The organism is Acinetobacter sp. S-1, from assembly GCF_059579785.1.
This window is the reverse complement of record NZ_CM184207.1, coordinates 2,223,880-2,242,330: the sequence shown is the minus strand read 5'-3', so window position 1 is coordinate 2,242,330 and position 18,451 is coordinate 2,223,880. Positions and strand designations below refer to the sequence as shown.

Below are 18,451 nucleotides of genomic sequence, written 5' to 3'. Positions count from 1 at the left end.
AATATTTTTTATAGATGGAAACAGTGGTCAGGTTCTGTAGATGAAGAAGTTTTTTGGTTACTTTTTCCAAAAAAAGTAACAGAATTAGCTGATTGCTTTAGAGATAGAAAGCTAGAATTCTATCGTGTTAATTCCTCGATTCTATATTATTTGAACTTAAATAAAGTCGGCTCGGCTGCCAATTTATCCGCCAAATATTGAATAAACACACTTAATTTCGGTGGTACGTGGCGTGTTGGCGGATAGAGTAACCACAAGCCTCCACTGTAATAGGTCTTAAAATCCCAGTCGGGTAAAACTTGAACCAAAGTCTGTTGTTGTAAGGCATGTCGCGCAACAAAGTAGGGTAAGCTGGCTACTCCCAAATGCTGTAGGGCTGCGCTTAAACGAACACCTGTATGATTTGCAGCATAACGACCCCGCACGGTAACACTAATCGACTTATTCCCTTGTTGAAATTTCCATTTTGAATCACTGATTTGTTCACCCAAATAGATACATTCATGCTGTTTTAAGTCATGAGGATGGGTTGGTATGCCATGTTTTTCTAAATATTCAGGTGTAGCACAAATTAAGTGATCGATATCAATGAGTTTTCGTCCCATTAGGCCGCCAGAGGGTTGCTCGGTAATTCGAAGCGCTAAATCAACTTCATCATCAATTAAGTCAACGTAACGGTCTTCTAAAAGCATTTGAATATCAATTTTTGGATAACGTTCTAAAAACTCTGGTAAATGTGGATGAATCATAAAATGTCCAACGGCTTTTGGAACACTTAGGCGAATGATTCCTTGCGGTTCAACATGAAATTGGCCCGAACTTTCCATCACTGCCTGTGCCGCATTGACCATATCTAAACAACGTTGATAGACCTGTTGACCACTTTCACTCAAGCGAAGCTTTCGTGTGGTTCGATAAAGTAAGCGGGTTCCTAAAGCACGTTCTAAGCGAGCAATCGCACGGCTTATCGCAGAGGGTGTAGTACCGAGTTGTCGAGCCGTTTCAGAAAAACTCCCTGACTCGACTACTTTCACGAAAGTCGCCATTTCATTTAAAAGAACTAAACTTTGATTTGTGCTCATGAGGCAAAAGTTATTTGGATTTTGATTGGATTATCGCGTCTAAAAAATCGCAATACAATCTTTTAGGTGATTTTCAGGAAACTAAATTGTTATGTGGCAGTTGTATGGACATGAGTTTTTAACGCTAGCTCTTATTCATTTTATGGCGGTGATTTTACCGGGACCAGATTTTGTGATTACGGTCAGACAAAGTGTACGTTATGGTTATTTGATTGGATGTCTAACCGCAATTGGTATTGGTGTTGGGATTTCGGTTCATGTCTTTTATACCTTGGTTGGGATTGGTTTTTTGATTCAACAAAGTGAATGGCTCATGTCGCTTATTAGAGCAGCGGGAGCAGTCTATTTAATTTATTTGGGGTGGCAGTGTTTACGTAGCCAGCCGAATACCAATATTGAAATTAATGGCCAAGCAGGCAGTGATAAGCCGAGTTTATTTAAAGCTTTTACAATGGGTTTTCTTACCAATGCGTTAAACCCAAAAGCCACTATCTTTTTTCTGGCAATTTTTACGACGATTGTAAGTACAACTACACCAATGAAAGTTCAGGTTTTTTATGGGGTCTGGATGTGTATGGTCAATGCCATCTGGTTTATGGTGGTGAGTGTAATGTTTGCTCAGCCTATTGTACGTAAACGTTTTTTAGAATTTGGAGTTTATTTTGAGAGGGTGATGGGAGTTTTATTAATTGGGATTGCGTTGAGATTGATTTGGAGTTTGTTTGTTTAAGTTGGTTTTATTTATAAGTGGATGGGGTAGCACGACGGAGTCTTACCGTTTATACATCAGAAGAACGTAGCTAATTCTGTTACTTTTTTTGGAAAAAGTAACCAAAAAACTTTGTCATCTACAGAACCTGTTCACTGTTTTCATCTATCAAAAAATGTTGCAAAAACATTATTTTTATAAATTATGGGCAGGCTGTAGATGACTCTTAGCTCGAGCCGAAGCTTAATCCAGAAATCGAATTTAAAATAACAAGACTCCGCAGTGATAACTACTTTGAGTTGTCCGAATTATTGATGACTCTTAATTCGAGCTAAAATCATCTGCAACCTGCGTGGTATTAAATAGTTTATGTTTCTGCGATATATCGATTAGATATAAGAAGAGGACAGGTTTTGCAGATGAAAATGCTTTTGCTTACTTTGGGCGAAACCAAAGTAAGTCTAGCCGAAGGCTAATTCAGAAATCGAATTTAACATAATAAGACTCCGCCGTGATAGCTACTTTGACTTGTTCCTATATATGAAGTTGAGCTCAAGAAGTTTCAGTAAATAATTTATAAAAAAGACCGCTCGAAAGCAGTCTTTTTTCCAAAATAGATTTAAACACTACGCTTGTTACGTGTTAACTGGTGTAAAACAGACACCAATAAATCAATTTCTTCAGTCGTATTATAAAAAGCTAAAGACGGACGCACGGTCTGTTCTACACCAAAACGACGTAAAATTGGCTGTGCACAATGGTGCCCAGAACGTACCGCAATACCATGTTGATTTAAAGCTTTACCGACTTGTTCAGTTGAATAGCCTTGTAAAGTAAAGGACATAACACTGGCTTTGTGATGCGCTGTTCCGATCAAGCGTAAACCAGACACACTGCTAAGCGCATTTTGACCATATTCAAGCAAATCATGTTCATAGCGCGCGATGTTATGAATACCTAAACTTTCGACATATTCAAGAGCCGCACCTAAACCGACTGCATCAGCAATGTTCCCAGTTCCAGCTTCAAACTTGTTTGGTGCAGGTTGGTAAACCACCTGTTCGAAGGTGACGTCCTGAATCATGTTGCCGCCACCTTCCCAAACTGGCATGGTATCTAACAGTTCTGGTTTCGCATAGACTGCACCAATGCCTGTTGGACCAAACACTTTATGTCCAGAAAACACAAAAAAGTCTGCATCGAGAGCTTGTACATCGGTAGGGATGTGCGAAACAGATTGAGCGCCATCAACCAATACACGTACACCTTTGGCATGGGCAATTTTAATCACTTCAGCAACAGGGGTAACTGTTCCCAAAGCATTAGAAACTTGAGTAATAGACAGCAGTTTAGTGCGTTCATTAATCAGTTTTGGCAACTCTTCTAAAATAATTTGCCCCGTATCATCAACAGGAATGACTCGTAATTTTGCTCCAGTTTTTTTAGTTAGTTGATACCAAGGCACAATATTGGCATGGTGTTCTAAGTGAGAAACAATAATTTCATCACCTTCACCAATATTTTGTTCGCCCCATGTTTTTGCAATTAGGTTAATGCCTTCAGTGGTTCCTCGAACAAAGATAATTTCTTTGGAAGAAGGTGCACCGATAAAACGGGCAACTACATTTCGCGCATGTTCATAGGCGTCGGTCGCACGAGCTGCTAACTCATGTGCAGCACGGTGAATGTTCGAGTTTTCATGCTGATAAAAATAAGCAATTCGATCAATCACACGCTGTGGTTTTTGCGTAGTAGCAGCATTGTCAAGCCAGACTAGCGGGCGACCATTGACGCGTTCCTGCAAGATTGGGAAATCACGACGAATGGCATGCACATCTAAGGGCTGAGCACTGCTTGCTACAAAGGTAGGTTGAGATGGTTGATAGTGACTATAACTTTGCCCGCTTTGTGGTAAGTCTAAGAAATAAAATCTAGAGCTTGGTGAGGTTTTTGCTGGTGTATCAGCTGCAAAACGATCTTCAACGAGCAAGGATTTCAACTGGTCGCCATGCGGCAACTGAAAAGACTGCGCAATTGAATAGTTATCTTCAACACCAGTAACAGAAGGTTCTGCTGCATTTGGAGCAGAAAAATCATTTAAAAAATAATAAGGTGATTCACCAGCACCTGTCGGTAAGTTTGGTTCAATACGTGGCACATTCGGCTCATGATGTACCGCTTGTGGCAAATGTGGCTCAAATGGTGGGCGTGGCAAATTAGCTCCACCAATCACAGGTGCAGACGCTACAATTCGGCGTTCAGGGTAGTCTGGCAAATTTGGAATATGCTCAGGAAATTCCGGATTGAGACTTTTCTGAAACGCGATATTGGGCGCACGACCACTCAGTGCAGAAAATGGTTCACCCGGTTGCGGTGGGTGCGGTGGCGCTCCGACAGGTAAGTCCAAGTTAAGGCCCGATGGAGAAGCTGAACTGCTTGAGCTTGGCAATGCTGAAAAAAACTCATTGGCAAGACGGGCAATGGTGGACTCATCAGGGAAGTTGGCTGGTGGGTTAACACCAGTCACTTCAGGCCCCATTGGACTACCTTGCAGATTACTTGTAGTTAACTGGGTAGTCATGATATTTGTCCACCTCCACATCATCTAATACTGCCAAAGCATCATCAGTCAATACTGCAAGCGAGCAATATAACGAGATCAGATAAGATGCAATCGCGTTACGGTTAATGCCCATAAAACGTACTGAAAGCCCTGGTGACTGTTCACCAGCAAGCCCCGGTTGGAACAAACCAACAATCCCTTGACGCTTTTCACCGACACGAAGCAGCAAGATTTTAGTTTTGCCATCTTCTACAGGAATTTTATTTGATGGAATGAGGGGAATCCCGCGCCATGTAATAAATTGCGAACCGAATAAACTCACTGTTGGAGGCGGTACGCCACGACGTGTACATTCACGGCCAAATGCTGCAATTGCATCTGGATGTGCTAGGAAAAATCCTGGTTCTTTCCAGACTTTACGTAATAAATCATCAAGATCATCTGGAGTTGGTGGGCCATTTAAAGTTGGTATACGTTGGTCATCTGTCACACTCGCCAATAAGCCATATTCAGGGTTATTGATGAGCTCACTTTCTTGACGTTCTTTAATGGTTTCAATCGTTAAACGGAGCTGTTCTTTAATTTGATCGTGGGGGCTGCTGTAAAGGTCAGCAACACGTGTATGTACATCCAGAACAGTCGATACACCATTCAAAAAGTATTCGCGTGGCTGTGGATCATAATCAACAAAAGTTTGAGGTAAAGTTGCTTCATCACGCTGTGTGCAAGCCACCTGAATATCATCGGTATTATTTACACGGTTTAGGCGATAAATACCTGCTTCAACAGGAAGCCATTGAAGTAAGTGAGTCAGCCATCGGGGAGTAATTGTAGAAAGTTGAGGAGCTGTCTTGGTTGCATTGGCCAGTTGGCGGGCCGCATGGTCCCCAAGCGCAAGTTGGGCTTTATCTGTATTTTTCGCCATGAATCATTTTTCCTTATTACATTGGCTTTTTGAAAATAAAAATTCTAGGATGCATATAAACTAGAATTAGTTCTGGTTTTAAAATTAAAATCGCGTTATAAATTTTTTAAATACTGAGCTTATTAATGAGTTATATATTTTCTAAATAAAAATATATTTAAACTAGAAATAAGCATTTTATTAATCTGCACGTTCTTTGTTTATTTATCTCCTTATCTATTTATTTCACATCTATAGTTTTTAACCGGCAATATGATTTTTTTGATAAGACTCATTCGGTGACTGTAAAATCTGGCTACCTGCGGCCACACTATGGGTTAGCCAAACATTCCCCCCAATAATTGACCCTCGACCAATGGTAATACGGCCTAAAATAGTTGCGCCTGCATAAATCACGACATCATCTTCAACAATCGGATGGCGTATATAGTCTTTTTTCAAACCACCATCATCATTGGTTTCAAAGCGTTTTGCTCCAAGGGTAACTGCCTGATAAATACGAACGCGTTCCCCAATCACACAAGTTTCGCCAATCACCACACCCGTACCATGATCAATGAAAAATCCTTTACCGATTTGTGCACCCGGATGAATATCAATGCCTGTTGTAGAGTGGGCCAACTCGGAAATAATGCGCGACAATAAAGGCACTTGGGCATACAGTTGATGCGCAATTCGGTGATAAATAATCGCAAATATGCCCGGATAGCAGAGCAATACTTCATCCACACTATGCGCCGCTGGATCACCTTCATAAGCCGCTCGCACATCGCCGTCTAAAAGGCGCCGTATAGAGGGCAAAGTGTTGGCAAAATCCTGCACAATAGTTTGAGCAAGTTCTTGTGGCTGCTGTACTGGGCTTGAATGACCCAAATGACGTTTTGCTTCATAATTTAAAGCCAGTTGCACTTGAGCATGTAAGGCTGTCAGCACCCGATTTAAAGTATAGGCAATATAAGAATCTTCAGTTTCCTGACGTAAGTCAGCAGGGCCTAAACGCATTGGAAATAAAATGCCGCACAGGTCATCTAAAATGACCTTTAAAGCTTCTTTAGATGGAAGTTCGCGGCCCCCAAATTCTTTTGTCCTGTGCTGTTGCTGACGCCAGTCATGCCTTGCTTGTTGTAAACCTTGTACAACCGCATTAATGTTCCATTGAGTCACAAGCTTTCCTTGATTCACTGATAATTGATTGAAGTATTAGTCTTGTTGCCAAGGAAGTTGGTGGATGCGCCAGCCATTTTTCTGATTACGCTGTTGCTGATCATTTAGATCGCCTTCGAAGCCTTCAAGAACGTTATAAATATGCTCAAAACCTGCATTAAATGCGGCTTCGGCAGCTTGTGCTGAACGGTTGCCACTACGGCATAGCAAAAGAATGGTTTTGTCTTTGCCAACTTTTGATTCGAGTTCTTTTAAAAAGCGTGGATTACGGTTAAACGATGTGCCTGTTGCCCAAGCGACATGAACACTTTCAGGGACATAACCTACAAATTTACGTTCTTCATTGGTACGTACATCAACTAAAACGGCTTCTCCTTGTTGTACGAGTTGCCATGCATCAACAGGTGATAAACTGCCACTAAAATTTAGTTCGTGTTTTTGTGCATATTGCTGTGCTTTATAAAGAATTTCTTCGGCTGAAAAGGATGCATTTGAACCATTTGAGATAAAGCTTTGCGGAGCTTCTGTATTTAATTTAGCATTCATTGAATATATCCTTATCTTTGATTTAGATTGTTAAGGTTCAATTTACGCGTTTTTAAATATAAGCAAAAATAAGGAATATCTATTTATATATATTATTTTTATAAATAAGAGCGGCGAATATTTTATATAAAACAGTATTAGTTAATCTTATAAAGTTATTAAAATAAAATAGATTTAAGAAAATTTATTATTTAGTAAAAACCGTGCAGATTAAAATAATCCGCACGGTTTTAAAAATTAAGCAAATCCACCATTTACCCGAATGACTTGAGAATTTACCCAGCCCCCATCTGGGCCAGCCAGCATGGCCACTACGCCAGCAATTTCTTCAGGTGTTCCGATTCGTTCCAATGGAGCAAGTTTTGCAATAGCTGCCACTTGCTCGTCAGTTTTTCCATTGTAAAAAAGGTCAGTGCCTGTCGGACCGGGCGCAACGGCGTTTACAGTGATATTTCGTCCACGTAACTCATTTGCTAACACATGTACCAAACCTTCGACACCTGCTTTTGAAGCAATATAAGGACCATATGCCGGAAAAGATTTGGCAATTACACTGGTTGAAAGCGCAATAATCCGACCACCATCTGGCACTGTTTCGGCTGCATGCGCCAATATTAAAAACGCGCCACGTAAATTGGTCTGAATCACTTTATCGAAATCTGGCAGGCTTTCAGGTGTAATTTTTGCCATAGGCATAATACCGGCACTATGAACTACCACATCTAACTGACCGTTAATCGCTTTAGCTTCTTGAAACAAACGGCTCACCTCATGTTCATTTGCGACGTCCGCTTGAATAGCTGAGGCTTGACCACCTTGCTCAATAATATGTTCTACAGTGGCTTGAGCATGCACTTTATTGCCAGCATAATTAACAATCACATAAAAACCATCTTGAGCTAAGTGTTCTGCAATAGCACGGCCAATACCACGTGATGCACCAGTAACTAGAGCTGTTTTTCTTGAAATATTCATTTTTAGATTGCCTGTTTGAGTAGGTATGGCTTATTTTAATAATATAGAAATATGGGATAAATCATCAGAATTGGATAAGATAATTCCATATACATTAATAATGGGTAGGGTTAAAAGATAACACCATGGATAAATTTGATACCTTGCAACTTTTTACCCGCATAGTAGAGCTGGGTAGTTTTAGTCAGGCAGCCGATCAGCTAAATATCCCACGTGCTACAGCAAGTAACGCCATTAAAGAGTTAGAGAGTAACTTACAGTGCCGTTTATTAGAGCGGACGACTCGGCATGTAAGGCCATCACTAGATGGACAGGCATTTTATGAGCGTTGTACACAAATATTATCGGAACTTGATGATGCTGAATCATCTTTACGCAATGTAATTGCTCAGCCCCGTGGTTTATTACGTGTCGATTTATCAGGCGCACATGCGACTAAAATTGTTTTACCCAATATCGATCAATTTCATCAACTGTATCCCGACATTGAACTGGTAATCAGTACGGGTGATCGCTTGGTTGATCTGATTCGGGAAGGGATAGACTGTGTGGTGAGAGCGGGGCGTTTGGATGATTCCACTTTAATTGCTAGACATTTGGTCGATATGCCACAAGTCATTTGTGCAAGTCCTGACTATTTAAATAAATATGGAACACCACAACAACCAGAGGATTTGTTATCACATTATTGTGTTAATTTCTTTTCGACATCAGGCGGGCGGAATTATCCATTTGAATTGATGGTGAATGGTAAAAAACAAGATTATTTTTTGAAAAGCTGGATCGCGGTAAATGGTGCTGAAAACTATGTATTATCTGCTTTACGTGGGGCAGGTTTAATTCAGGTCCCGCGCTATCATGTAGCGAATGAGTTAAAAGACGGGCAGTTGGTTGAGGTTTTATCTGAATGGCAAATCCCGAAGATGTCAGTTTCTGCTTTATATCCGCAGCATCGGCAGCTCTCGCCACGCGTACGAGTTTTTGTCGCTTGGCTGAATGAGTTATATACGGGTTATTTTGCTAATTTTGAATACCCGCAAAAATGAAATATCTTGCGGGTAAGTCAAAAACTGAATGATATTTTTAAGTCTGATTCTGCAATTTATCTTGAGTCTTGGTCTCAAAATCACTCGAATCATGGCGTTCATGCAACTGGGTAGCTAAATCACCAAAAGTACGGTTGACCATACGCCCGCGTTGAACTGCAGGGCGCGCTAAAATCGCATCTGCCCAGCGCTGAACATTTTTATATTGATCGACCCCTAAAAACTCCGCGCCGTTATACACCCAGTTTTTAACAAGACCACCATACCAAGGGAATGCTGCAATATCAGCGATGCTATATTCAGAACCTGCTAAATATTCATGCTTTGCTAGATGCTGATCTAACACATCAAGTAAACGTTTCGTTTCCAAAGCAAAGCGGTTAATTGCATATTCAACTTTAACAGGTGCATAAGCATAAAAATGTCCAAAACCGCCACCTAGGTAAGGCGCGCTACCCATTTGCCAGAATAACCAATTAAGACATTCAGTACGTGCAGCAATATCAGTTGGAATGAAAGCTTTAAATTTTTCAGCCAAATAAAGCAAAATTGAACCAGACTCAAACACTCTTAATGGCGGGTTTTGGCTATGGTCGACCAATGCTGGAATTTTAGAGTTGGGATTAATTTCTACAAAGCCACTACCAAATTGCTGTCCTTCACCGATTTTAATCAGCCATGCATCATATTCAGCATCTTTATGACCCAATGCTAAAAGCTCTTCAAGCAAAATAGTGACTTTTTGACCATTAGGCGTTGCTAAAGAGTAGAGCTGGAGCGGATGTTTACCGACAGGAAGTTTATGTTCGTAACGCGCACCTGAGGTAGGTTGGTTTAAATCGGTTTTTTCTCCAGTCCATTGCCAAACTTGTGGAGGAATATAGTTTGAATCGCTCATTTTTTATCTCGTGTTTGGTGTAAATATAAGGATTTATTTATGTCGCAAGGCAAGCCATTTTTGTACGGTCGGACGTTGCCATTGCTGTAATGCATAGTTTTTTAAACGTTCTGGTACAGCATCACCATTTTGAATAAGGCGTTGCAACATCAGGGCAAGTTCAGCATCCACAATGCTCCATGAACCAAAAAGAAATTCGGCATCAGACGCAAGAAGTTTTTCTGCAACAAAGAAAAGTTTCTCCGCAGCTTTTTTGCCTTCTTCTGAAAGTGGAGTGGACGTGGGCTGAATAAAAACAACATCGGTTGGACGCTCAGTTCTTAGTGCCACTAAGTCTGATCGGAGCCATGCCTGAATTTGTCTTGCTCTTGCGCGTGCTTGAATATCTTTTGGATAAATAGATGTGTTTGGATAAAGCTCCTCAAGATATTCCAAAATGGCGGAGGATTCTGATAAGGCAAAATCGTTATGTTCGAGTACAGGCACTTTGGCAGTTAATGACTTTGCTACATAAGACTTTTCAAACTGGCCTTGCTGGCCTAAGTTGATGGCCGCTATTTCAAATGGAATTTGTTTTTCATGTAGCCCTACAAAAACTGTAAACGCATAGGGGCTTAGAAATTGTGAATCTGTGTACAGCTTAAAATGTTCATTATTCATTGTTATTGTCCATGTCATAAAACAATCGAATCTAGTCTAAGTGAGCTGATCCAAGATTGGGTAGCTTTTTTGTGGAAAAGCTTTATTAGTTTTTGAATTAACCCATTTCAGTGTTCAACGCTAGGGCTTAATGTGCTGAAAATGCTGACGAACAATACTAAGCCACGCCTGTACCGCTGGTGAAACAGGAAGATTTTTTTTCCAAGCCATGACTAAGTGCCATTGAATATTTGGTTTTTCGAGTGGCACTGCTGCAAATAAAGTCGGGTCAAGCATGTCGGTATAATATTGCGGGAGAAGCGCAATCCCCATTCGTTGTAACACCATGTCTGCCAAGAGATGCCATTGGCTGGTCCGGCAAGCAATGGTTGGGTAGAAACCATGCTGCTTACAGGCATCGAGAATAATACTGTTTAAAGAGAAATTTTCTGGAAACATTAAAAATGATTGGTGTTGTAGCTCTTCTAAATTTATTTTTTTGCGTGTTGCCCAAGTCGCATCCCGACGTAAAAGAACCATTAAAGGGTAGTCACATAGCTCAATGCTATTAAAGATTTGCTTATCAAAAGGCTGCAATAAAACGCCAACGTCTAGTTCATTGTTAAGCAAAGCTTGTTCAATACCACGTGAACCCACTTCCATAAAAGCTAATTCAATATCTGGCAATTGCTGATGATAATCAAATAGGGCAGTCGTTAAGAGCTGCGAACCTAAAGGCGGAACGCCAAGTTTTAAAGTACCTGTTTTTAATTGTTGATAGTTTTCTATTTCAAGAAAGATGTTTTGCTCTGCCTGAAGAAGCTCGACCGCATGTTGATAAATGCGCTCTCCAATTTCAGTTAACTCGATTTGTCTTTTACGGCCATGATCGGGTTTAATCAAAAGCTGTACCTGAAGTTGCTCTTCAAGCTGCTGTAATATTTTACTAATAGTGGGTTGAGTCAGATACAACTCTTCAGCAGTACGGGTAAAACTTTTAGTTTTAACCAGAGTAACAAAGCACTGTAATGATTTTAGAGAAAGCATAATAAAGAATAGATTATTCCATTTTGGAATAATATTAACATAAATAATTCATATTTAGCAGGTTTAACCAAGATAGCATAATAGTGTAGTTAACCATTTAATTTCGCAAAATGAGTACTGAATCTGCTTCTGGAACACCCAAACAACCTTCATTTTTAGTTTTAGTTAAACAAATTTTGATTTTGGCTGGATTTTGGTGGGTCGGATATCTCTTACATCAAAAACTCGGTGTGCCTGTATCGGCAGGCATTTTGGGTATGTTTTTATTGCTTCTATGCCTGTTCTTTAAAATTATCAAAATGGATCAGGTGGCAATGGGAGCAACCGTTGTTTTAGGTGAGCTATTACTGTTTTTTGTGCCTGTAGTCGTTGCCGTAGTTCAGTATAAAACCTTGTTTATGACCGAAGGATGGCAAATTGTCTTGAGCATTGCGGTTGGGACCATTTCAGTCATGCTCAGTACCTGCCTCACGATTCACTATTACAATCGTTTGAAAGCTTATTTACAGGCCCGAAAACGTCTTCAACATAAGCATATCTAAAGAGCGAACGACATGAATATTTGGTCAATTCTTTGTCTGATCTGGACTTTGGCAGCCTATATTGTGGCAAAGCGGATCTATCAGAAAAATCCAAAACTTTGGTTGTCACCCGCGATTAGTGTGCCTGTACTCACCATCATTTTGATGACAATTTTTGGAATTTCATATCAAACTTATGCTGAAGATACGCAGTGGATTGTTAATTTATTAGGGCCTGCAACGGTTGCGTTTGCTGTACCGATTTATGGTTATCGGGAAACGATTCGTAAAAACCTTGGAGTCCTTTCGATTGCGATTATTGTAGGCATGAGTGTAGGTGTGATGTCAGCCTATGAGATGGCGCAGTGGTTCCACTTTAGCCCAGAAGTGACCAACAGTTTAATGGCACGTTCTATTTCAACACCTTTTGCCATGATTTTAGCGGAAGATATTCACGGTTCGGCAGCATTGGTTTCACTATTTACCGTTATTACTGGTTTGGTCGGTATGATTTGCGGCGATGCGATTTTAGCGATTACTAAAATCCGTTCTAACGTAGCAAATGGGGCGGCCTTTGGTAATGCAGCCCATGGTTTTGGTACAGTCAGAGCACAGCAGCGCAATAGTGAAGAAGGTGTAATTGCCAGTTTAACCATGGTTATTGCCGGTATTTTAATGGTACTGATTGGACCATTTGCGATTCATCTATGGTTGCTTTTGTAGGTTTGTCTAAGTCGGCTTGTCATGTTGTTGAATAATCTTTGATAGTTTTTTTATGGCCTGTCTCATTAGTTCGGGTTCAAAATCGCCTAAGCCGACAATTAAACCCGAACGTTGCCGCTCTTTTGAAAATGTCGGTGAAATTGCTTTGATGGCAATGCCTGCATCGATTGCCGAACTTGCAACGTCAATATCATTAATATGCTGAGCAAGCCATAACACCATATGCATGCCTTGATCGCCCGGCTGTAACCAAGCCAGTTCTTGGGGTATATATTTTTCAATCAAGCCAATAATGTATTCTCGAACTTCTGCATAGACATTTCGAGTACGTCGAATATGTCGTTCCAAATAACCCTCTTGAATAAAAGCAGCCAAAACGTGCTGGTCAGCTGCAGGTGGATGTCGATCAATTAAGACTCTAAGCCCACAAAAAGGTGCTACCAATTCTTTAGGTAACACAGCATAGCCAAGTCTAAGAGACGGAAATAGGACCTTACTGAAAGTGCCAAGATAAATGACTTGATCGGGTGCCATGCCTTGTAAAGAAGGGAAAGGCTGCCCGTTATAACGAAGTTCACTATCGTAGTCATCTTCAATGATCCATGCATTTTGTTGTTTTGCCCAAGTTAATAAAGCTGTACGTCTTGCTAGACTCATTGGCATACCAAGTGGATATTGGTGAGACGGTGTCACAAAAGCAGCACGGGCATGTTTAGAAAGCTTAATCCCAGTTTCAACCTGAATGCCTTCTTCATCAACAGGAACACGCACCATCCGAATGTTTTGTACAGCATGCTCAAAAATAGCCGTTGTACCCCGATAAGCTGGATCTTCTATCCAGACTTCATTTTTTGCTTCAAATAAAATCTGGCTACAAATATAAAGTGATTGCTGGATGCCAGGTGTAATCACAATTTGGTCAGGTTCGCAGTGGACAGAGCGTGACCGTCGGACATAGTCGGCTATAGCAACTCTTAGTGATAGCACGCCTTGAGGTTCGCCATAACCCGAGGGAGCACCTGCACCTCGTGATCTATATTTATTACCAAATTTACGCCAGATATCACTTGGTTGAGTACGACCGACGGGGACAGATACCGCAAAAGGAACATGAGGAAGTGGCTTAAATTCATCAAGCACTTTGGCATAAGAACGTGCCGATTTGGTCAAAGATATCGAGTTAGGTTTATTTTCTTTTGATGAATGTTGTATTACAGATGTTTTAACCAAAGCATGAGACACATAAGTACCAGTTCGTGGTTGAGAGTCAAACACACCTTCAGCTAAAAGCTGATCGTAAGCTTCAATAATGGTTCCGCGAGCGACCCCAAGTGTTTGAGCCAATTCGCGTGAAGAAGGCAAGGGATCGCCGGACTGTAAATCACCACTTTGTACAGCTTCGCGTAAAGCTTGAGTCAGTTGAGCACTTATCTTTCCTTGGCTTTTATCAATCTTTGCAATCGACGGAAGTTCAACAACTTTTGCCATTCTTGCCATAATTCTGGTCTACTTAAAAAAATACAAAGTGGTTCTTTTTAATAAACCACAGAAACCAGAAAATTTACAACACAAAATATAAATAACCCTGATATTTACAGTGAGGTTTTAGTCATGTATATCCCTGATGATTTTGCAGAAAACTGTTTGGATGTGTTGCATTCTCTTATTACCGAACATCCATTTGGAGTGCTTTTTACTCATGGAAGTAATGGCTTAGATGCAAATCATCTTCCATTCGAGTTGCAGGAAAATGAAGGGGAATTTGGCATGCTACATGCCCATGTGTCACGAAATAATTCTGTTTGGCAGGACATTAAAAATGGAGATGAGGTAATTGTCGTGTTCCAAGCAGGCGATGCTTATATTTCACCAAACTGGTATCCATCTAAACATGAACAGCACAGACAAGTACCGACATGGAACTATAGGGTTGTGCATGCTTATGGCAAAGTGACAATTCGAGATGATGAACGTTACGTTCGGGGTGTTGTGGCTCGTTTAACCCGTACTCATGAAGCATCTCAACCTGAACCATGGAAAATGTCCGATGCACCAAAGGACTATCTTGAACCGATGTTAAAAGCCATTGTAGGTATTGAGATTGAAATTACCAAGCTACGAGGAAAATCAAAACTTGGGCAAAACAAAGAACGCCGAGATATTTTAGGCGCGGCAGATGGCCTATCGAAATCTGGTCATCAAACCATAGCGAATGCCATGTACAGTGTGGCTGAGTTAAATAAATAATTTTGAAAATATAAAAGCTTAATATCAATTGAGGAGATAAAGATGCCTTTGACTACACCTGTTGAGTTATTGGGTGAACACGTTATTTTAAAGCCGCTAAATGTAACTCAAGCTGAAGCGCTCAAAGAGGCCGTTTGTGATGGGGAACTTTATAATCTTTGGTATACCCGTGTGCCAAGACCTGAACAGATGACTGCGGAAATTGAAAGACGTCTCGGTTTGCAAAAATCTGGTTCTATGCTGCCATTTTATATTGAAGACCGAAAAACGGGGCGGGCGTTGGGCATGACAACCTTAATGCATATTGAAGAAGCCCATCGCCGTGTAGAAATTGGTTCGACGTGGTACCGCAAATCTGCACAGCGTACGCCTGTAAATACTGAATGTAAAAAGCTATTGTTGGCTCATGCATTTGAGACTTTAAACTGTATTGCTGTTGAGTTACGCACATCTTCTTTAAATGTTCAAAGTCAAGCCGCGATCGTACGTTTGGGTGCAAAGCTCGATGGCGTGCTGAGAAGCCATCAAATTGTGAAAGACGATATTTTGAGGGATACCCATGTTTATAGCATTTTAAAACATGAGTGGCCTGCGGTTCGCCAAAATCTGGAATGGATGTTGAATAAACCGCGTTAAAATAATTTTAAGCAAGCTGTTTTTCTCTTTTTTGGCTCAGCCAGAAGAGAGAAGCTGTGACAATCATTAACCTGAAGTTAATAACTGCTGATTTAGGTTGATTGATCAAAAGTCCATAAAGCGTTTTTATAGATTCAGAACAAAACTGCGATCTATAGGTAAGCACATGGAAGGATCAGTTCAGAATAAAGAACGGTTATGGACAAAGCGGCGTCATGCCAAACAATTAAAACTAGAGATGGCAAACCAATATACTGATGGTGTGGTCATTCCAACTCAGGACATTATTAAAGTTTTAGAAACCTTAATTACACCGGGTGACAAGGTTGTACTCGAAGGGAATAACCAAAAACAAGCAGATTTCTTATCGCGCTCTTTGGCTCAAACCAATCCAGATATTTTGCATGATTTGCATATGATTATGCCAAGCGTTGGGCGTTCGGAACATCTTGATCTGTTTGAAAAAGGGATTGCGCGTAAGATCGATTTTTCTTTTGCTGGCCCACAAAGTTTACGTATTAGTCAGTTGATTGAAGATGGACTATTAGAGATTGGTGCCATTCATACCTATATCGAGTTGTATTCACGTTTGGTGGTCGACCTCATTCCAAATGTGGTGCTCTCAGCGGGCTTTATGGCAGACCGTCAAGGCAATATCTATACAGGTCCAAGTACCGAAGATTCTCCAGCACTTATTGAACCCGCGGCTTTTAGTGATGGTATTGTGATTGTTCAGGTCAATGAACTGGTTGATGATGTCTCGGAGTTACCACGTGTCGATATTCCTGCTTCTTGGGTGGATTATGTGGTGGTGGCAGATCAGCCATTTTATATCGAACCGTTATTTACTCGTGACCCCAAACACATCAAGCCAGTGCATGTGCTTATGGCGATGATGGCAATTCGCGGAATTTATGAAAAGCATAATGTGCAATCGTTAAACCATGGTATTGGTTTTAACACTGCAGCGATTGAATTGATTTTACCGACTTATGGTGAGTCTTTAGGTTTAAAAGGAAAAATTTGCCGAAACTGGACACTGAATCCGCATCCAACTTTAATTCCAGCGATTGAAACAGGTTGGGTTGAAAGCGTGCATTGTTTTGGTACTGAACTCGGTATGGAAAAATATGTTGCAGCTCGTCCCGACGTGTTCTTTACAGGTCGTGATGGTGCTTTACGTTCCAATCGTATGATGTGTCAACTCGCGGGTCAGTACGCCGTTGATCTATTTATTGGCGCAACTTTGCAAGTTGATGGCATGGGGCATTCTTCGACTGTCACCAAAGGCCGTTTAGCTGGTTTCGGTGGTGCACCAAATATGGGGCATGATCCGCGTGGTCGTCGTCACGATACGCCAGCATGGTTAGATATGCGTTTGCAAGGCGCCAATGAAACAGAAACTTATTTGGCACGTGGTAAAAAACTGGTGGTGCAAATGGTGGAAACCTTCCAAGAGGGTGGCAAGCCAACTTTTGTAGATCGCCTTGATGCGATTGATGTGGCTAAAACAGCAGGCCTACCTTTAGCACCGATCATGATTTATGGCGATGATGTGACCCATTTACTCACGGAAGAAGGCATTGCTTATCTATATAAAGCAAGCAGTCAAGAAGAGCGCCAAGCCATGATTGCTGCTGTGGCAGGTGTGACCAGTATTGGTTTAACTCAAGACCCTAAAACAACAGCACGCTTAAGAAGCGAAGGCTTGGTGGTATTCCCTGAAGATTTAGGTATCCGCCGCACCGATGCAACACGTGAGCTTTTAGCAGCGAAAAATATTGCCGACTTGGCGACATGGTCTGATGGTTTATATCAACCCCCTGCAAAATTCAGGAGTTGGTAATGATGGCACAAGTTCAATATCAAACATTTAGCGAAAGTCAGCTTTTGGCAAGTTTAGCGGTCGAAGCGTTAATTGATGAAGTTAATCTGACACCGAAACCAGCTTTGGTAGATCGCCGTGGCAGTGGTGCACACAATGACCTGACTTTGGAGTTAATGGAGCGCTCTGCAAAAAGTTTACGCCCGATGTTTGAAGAAATGGCTCAAGCAGCCATACATCATGGTGAGATTTGTTTAGCCTTACGTGAAGATATTGGTGAAATTGGCCGGCAAGGTGAAAAGACCATGATGTTGGCGACAAATGGTGTCAATACACACCGCGGTGCAATTTGGGCATTAGGATTAATGGTAACGGCAGCAGCATTGGCGCGCACGACTCAGCAATATTTATCGGCTGTTGAGCTATGTCAGTTAGCAGGCCAGATTGCTCAGCTTGAAGATCGTTTTATTCCTAAGAAGGCTTTGAGTCATGGTCAACAAGTACAGAAAAAATTAGGTATCTTAGGAGCCAAAGAACAGGCTCAACAAGGTTTTCCAACTATTGTGAATTTTGGTTTAAAGCAACTTTATCAAAGTCGTAGTAAACCAATGAAAGAAGAGTTCGCTCGTTTAGATGCCTTACTTGCGATGATGACTGATCTAACTGATACCTGTGTGCTTTATCGATCTGGAACATCTGGCTTAAAGCTTATGCAACAAGGTGCTCAGCAAGTACTTGATTTGGGCGGTAGCTCAAGCTTGGAAGGTCGACGTGCTTTACATCTTTTAGAGATTGATCTGCTTAGGATGAAAGCTTCCGCTGGTGGCGCCGCAGATTTGTTGGCAGCAACCTTGTTTATAGATCGTGCTCAGCAGTCATCTTTAAAAAATAAAAAGGGATTTTGA

At 41.1% G+C, this 18,451-nt stretch carries 18 protein-coding genes; 8 read left to right on the top strand and 10 right to left on the bottom strand.

Annotation, left to right across the window (positions count from 1 at the left end; translation table 11 throughout):
• Positions 1–146: 146 nt before the first annotated feature.
• Entirely contained in the window at positions 147–1,082 is a 936-nt protein-coding gene (locus AC52J8_RS10740) for a LysR family transcriptional regulator (RefSeq protein WP_005047612.1), read from the bottom strand.
• 91 nt (positions 1,083–1,173) lie between these two features.
• On the opposite strand from AC52J8_RS10740, the gene AC52J8_RS10735 reads away from it, so the two are divergent.
• On the top strand, positions 1,174–1,812 hold the full coding sequence (locus AC52J8_RS10735; RefSeq protein WP_077165516.1) for a LysE family translocator: 639 nt from the start codon (positions 1,174–1,176) through the stop codon (positions 1,810–1,812).
• Positions 1,813–2,410: 598 nt separating this feature from the next.
• Here AC52J8_RS10735 and AC52J8_RS10730 read toward each other — a convergent pair.
• The 5 genes from AC52J8_RS10730 to AC52J8_RS10710 form a co-directional block, all read right to left on the bottom strand.
• Positions 2,411–4,372: a family 2A encapsulin nanocompartment cargo protein cysteine desulfurase gene (locus AC52J8_RS10730; RefSeq protein WP_086398874.1), complete on the bottom strand. Its 1,962-nt coding sequence runs from the start codon at positions 4,370–4,372 to the stop codon at positions 2,411–2,413.
• Positions 4,347–5,279, bottom strand: a complete 933-nt coding sequence (locus AC52J8_RS10725) for a family 2A encapsulin nanocompartment shell protein (protein ID WP_003651215.1) — start codon at positions 5,277–5,279, stop codon at positions 4,347–4,349. The genes AC52J8_RS10730 and AC52J8_RS10725 overlap by 26 nt, the downstream gene beginning before the upstream one ends.
• Before the next feature lie 240 nt (positions 5,280–5,519).
• Positions 5,520–6,461, bottom strand: coding sequence for a serine O-acetyltransferase EpsC (gene epsC, locus AC52J8_RS10720; RefSeq protein WP_086398875.1), 942 nt, complete (start codon positions 6,459–6,461; stop codon positions 5,520–5,522).
• Between the two features lie 18 nt (positions 6,462–6,479).
• On the bottom strand, positions 6,480–6,989 hold the full coding sequence (locus AC52J8_RS10715; RefSeq protein ID WP_086398876.1) for a rhodanese-like domain-containing protein: 510 nt from the start codon (positions 6,987–6,989) through the stop codon (positions 6,480–6,482).
• A 237-nt stretch (positions 6,990–7,226) separates the two neighbouring features.
• A complete protein-coding gene (locus AC52J8_RS10710) occupies positions 7,227–7,964 on the bottom strand; it encodes an SDR family oxidoreductase (RefSeq protein ID WP_086398877.1) in 738 nt (245 codons plus the stop codon).
• A 125-nt stretch (positions 7,965–8,089) separates the two neighbouring features.
• Between AC52J8_RS10710 and AC52J8_RS10705 the strand changes: the two genes are divergently transcribed.
• On the top strand, positions 8,090–9,010 hold the full coding sequence (locus AC52J8_RS10705) for a LysR family transcriptional regulator (RefSeq protein WP_086398878.1): 921 nt from the start codon (positions 8,090–8,092) through the stop codon (positions 9,008–9,010).
• Positions 9,011–9,047: 37 nt separating this feature from the next.
• On the opposite strand, the gene yghU is transcribed toward AC52J8_RS10705, so the two are convergent.
• The 3 genes from yghU to AC52J8_RS10690 all read right to left on the bottom strand — a co-directional run bounded on the left by yghU (position 9,048) and on the right by AC52J8_RS10690 (position 11,594).
• Positions 9,048–9,908, bottom strand: a complete 861-nt coding sequence (gene yghU / locus AC52J8_RS10700) for a glutathione-dependent disulfide-bond oxidoreductase (protein WP_086398879.1) — start codon at positions 9,906–9,908, stop codon at positions 9,048–9,050.
• A 33-nt stretch (positions 9,909–9,941) separates the two neighbouring features.
• Positions 9,942–10,568 (bottom strand): glutathione transferase, encoded by a 627-nt coding sequence (gene yfcF / locus AC52J8_RS10695; RefSeq protein ID WP_086398880.1) that lies wholly within the window; start codon positions 10,566–10,568, stop codon positions 9,942–9,944.
• A 120-nt stretch (positions 10,569–10,688) separates the two neighbouring features.
• Complete coding sequence (locus AC52J8_RS10690) at positions 10,689–11,594, bottom strand: LysR family transcriptional regulator (RefSeq protein ID WP_086398881.1); 906 nt, start codon at positions 11,592–11,594, stop codon at positions 10,689–10,691.
• Between the two features lie 110 nt (positions 11,595–11,704).
• On the opposite strand from AC52J8_RS10690, the gene AC52J8_RS10685 reads away from it, so the two are divergent.
• Both AC52J8_RS10685 and AC52J8_RS10680 read left to right on the top strand, forming a co-directional pair.
• Positions 11,705–12,136: a CidA/LrgA family protein gene (locus AC52J8_RS10685; RefSeq protein ID WP_086398882.1), complete on the top strand. Its 432-nt coding sequence runs from the start codon at positions 11,705–11,707 to the stop codon at positions 12,134–12,136.
• A 12-nt stretch (positions 12,137–12,148) separates the two neighbouring features.
• Positions 12,149–12,838 (top strand): LrgB family protein, encoded by a 690-nt coding sequence (locus AC52J8_RS10680; RefSeq protein ID WP_086398883.1) that lies wholly within the window; start codon positions 12,149–12,151, stop codon positions 12,836–12,838.
• A gap of 6 nt (positions 12,839–12,844) precedes the next feature.
• Here the strand turns inward: AC52J8_RS10680 and pdxR are convergent, their stop codons facing one another.
• Positions 12,845–14,335: a MocR-like pyridoxine biosynthesis transcription factor PdxR gene (gene pdxR / locus AC52J8_RS10675; protein ID WP_086398884.1), complete on the bottom strand. Its 1,491-nt coding sequence runs from the start codon at positions 14,333–14,335 to the stop codon at positions 12,845–12,847.
• Positions 14,336–14,449: 114 nt separating this feature from the next.
• On the opposite strand from pdxR, the gene AC52J8_RS10670 reads away from it, so the two are divergent.
• The 4 genes from AC52J8_RS10670 (at position 14,450) to AC52J8_RS10655 (ending at position 18,451) form a co-directional block, all read left to right on the top strand.
• Entirely contained in the window at positions 14,450–15,085 is a 636-nt protein-coding gene (locus tag AC52J8_RS10670; RefSeq protein WP_086398885.1) for an FMN-binding negative transcriptional regulator, read from the top strand.
• Positions 15,086–15,127: 42 nt separating this feature from the next.
• Positions 15,128–15,721, top strand: a complete 594-nt coding sequence (locus AC52J8_RS10665) for a GNAT family N-acetyltransferase (protein ID WP_086398886.1) — start codon at positions 15,128–15,130, stop codon at positions 15,719–15,721.
• A 166-nt stretch (positions 15,722–15,887) separates the two neighbouring features.
• A complete protein-coding gene (gene mdcA / locus AC52J8_RS10660) occupies positions 15,888–17,567 on the top strand; it encodes a malonate decarboxylase subunit alpha (RefSeq protein WP_086398887.1) in 1,680 nt (559 codons plus the stop codon).
• On the top strand, positions 17,567–18,451 hold the full coding sequence (locus tag AC52J8_RS10655; protein ID WP_086398888.1) for a triphosphoribosyl-dephospho-CoA synthase: 885 nt from the start codon (positions 17,567–17,569) through the stop codon (positions 18,449–18,451). The genes mdcA and AC52J8_RS10655 overlap by 1 nt, the downstream gene beginning before the upstream one ends.

Excerpts from the sequence above, each read along its gene's own strand:
- AC52J8_RS10740 (WP_005047612.1), bottom strand. The coding sequence starts at position 1,082 with ATGAGCACAAATCAAAGTTTAGTTCTTTTAAATGAAATGGCGACTTTC.
- AC52J8_RS10735 (WP_077165516.1), top strand. The coding sequence starts at position 1,174 with ATGTGGCAGTTGTATGGACATGAGTTTTTAACGCTAGCTCTTATTCAT.
- AC52J8_RS10730 (WP_086398874.1), bottom strand. The coding sequence starts at position 4,372 with ATGACTACCCAGTTAACTACAAGTAATCTGCAAGGTAGTCCAATGGGG.
- AC52J8_RS10725 (WP_003651215.1), bottom strand. The coding sequence starts at position 5,279 with ATGGCGAAAAATACAGATAAAGCCCAACTTGCGCTTGGGGACCATGCG.
- AC52J8_RS10715 (WP_086398876.1), bottom strand. The coding sequence starts at position 6,989 with ATGAATGCTAAATTAAATACAGAAGCTCCGCAAAGCTTTATCTCAAAT.
- AC52J8_RS10710 (WP_086398877.1), bottom strand. The coding sequence starts at position 7,964 with ATGAATATTTCAAGAAAAACAGCTCTAGTTACTGGTGCATCACGTGGT.
- AC52J8_RS10705 (WP_086398878.1), top strand. The coding sequence starts at position 8,090 with ATGGATAAATTTGATACCTTGCAACTTTTTACCCGCATAGTAGAGCTG.
- yghU (WP_086398879.1), bottom strand. The coding sequence starts at position 9,908 with ATGAGCGATTCAAACTATATTCCTCCACAAGTTTGGCAATGGACTGGA.
- yfcF (WP_086398880.1), bottom strand. The coding sequence starts at position 10,568 with ATGAATAATGAACATTTTAAGCTGTACACAGATTCACAATTTCTAAGC.
- AC52J8_RS10690 (WP_086398881.1), bottom strand. The coding sequence starts at position 11,594 with ATGCTTTCTCTAAAATCATTACAGTGCTTTGTTACTCTGGTTAAAACT.
- AC52J8_RS10685 (WP_086398882.1), top strand. The coding sequence starts at position 11,705 with ATGAGTACTGAATCTGCTTCTGGAACACCCAAACAACCTTCATTTTTA.
- AC52J8_RS10680 (WP_086398883.1), top strand. The coding sequence starts at position 12,149 with ATGAATATTTGGTCAATTCTTTGTCTGATCTGGACTTTGGCAGCCTAT.
- pdxR (WP_086398884.1), bottom strand. The coding sequence starts at position 14,335 with ATGGCAAGAATGGCAAAAGTTGTTGAACTTCCGTCGATTGCAAAGATT.
- AC52J8_RS10670 (WP_086398885.1), top strand. The coding sequence starts at position 14,450 with ATGTATATCCCTGATGATTTTGCAGAAAACTGTTTGGATGTGTTGCAT.
- AC52J8_RS10665 (WP_086398886.1), top strand. The coding sequence starts at position 15,128 with ATGCCTTTGACTACACCTGTTGAGTTATTGGGTGAACACGTTATTTTA.
- mdcA (WP_086398887.1), top strand. The coding sequence starts at position 15,888 with ATGGAAGGATCAGTTCAGAATAAAGAACGGTTATGGACAAAGCGGCGT.
- AC52J8_RS10655 (WP_086398888.1), top strand. The coding sequence starts at position 17,567 with ATGATGGCACAAGTTCAATATCAAACATTTAGCGAAAGTCAGCTTTTG.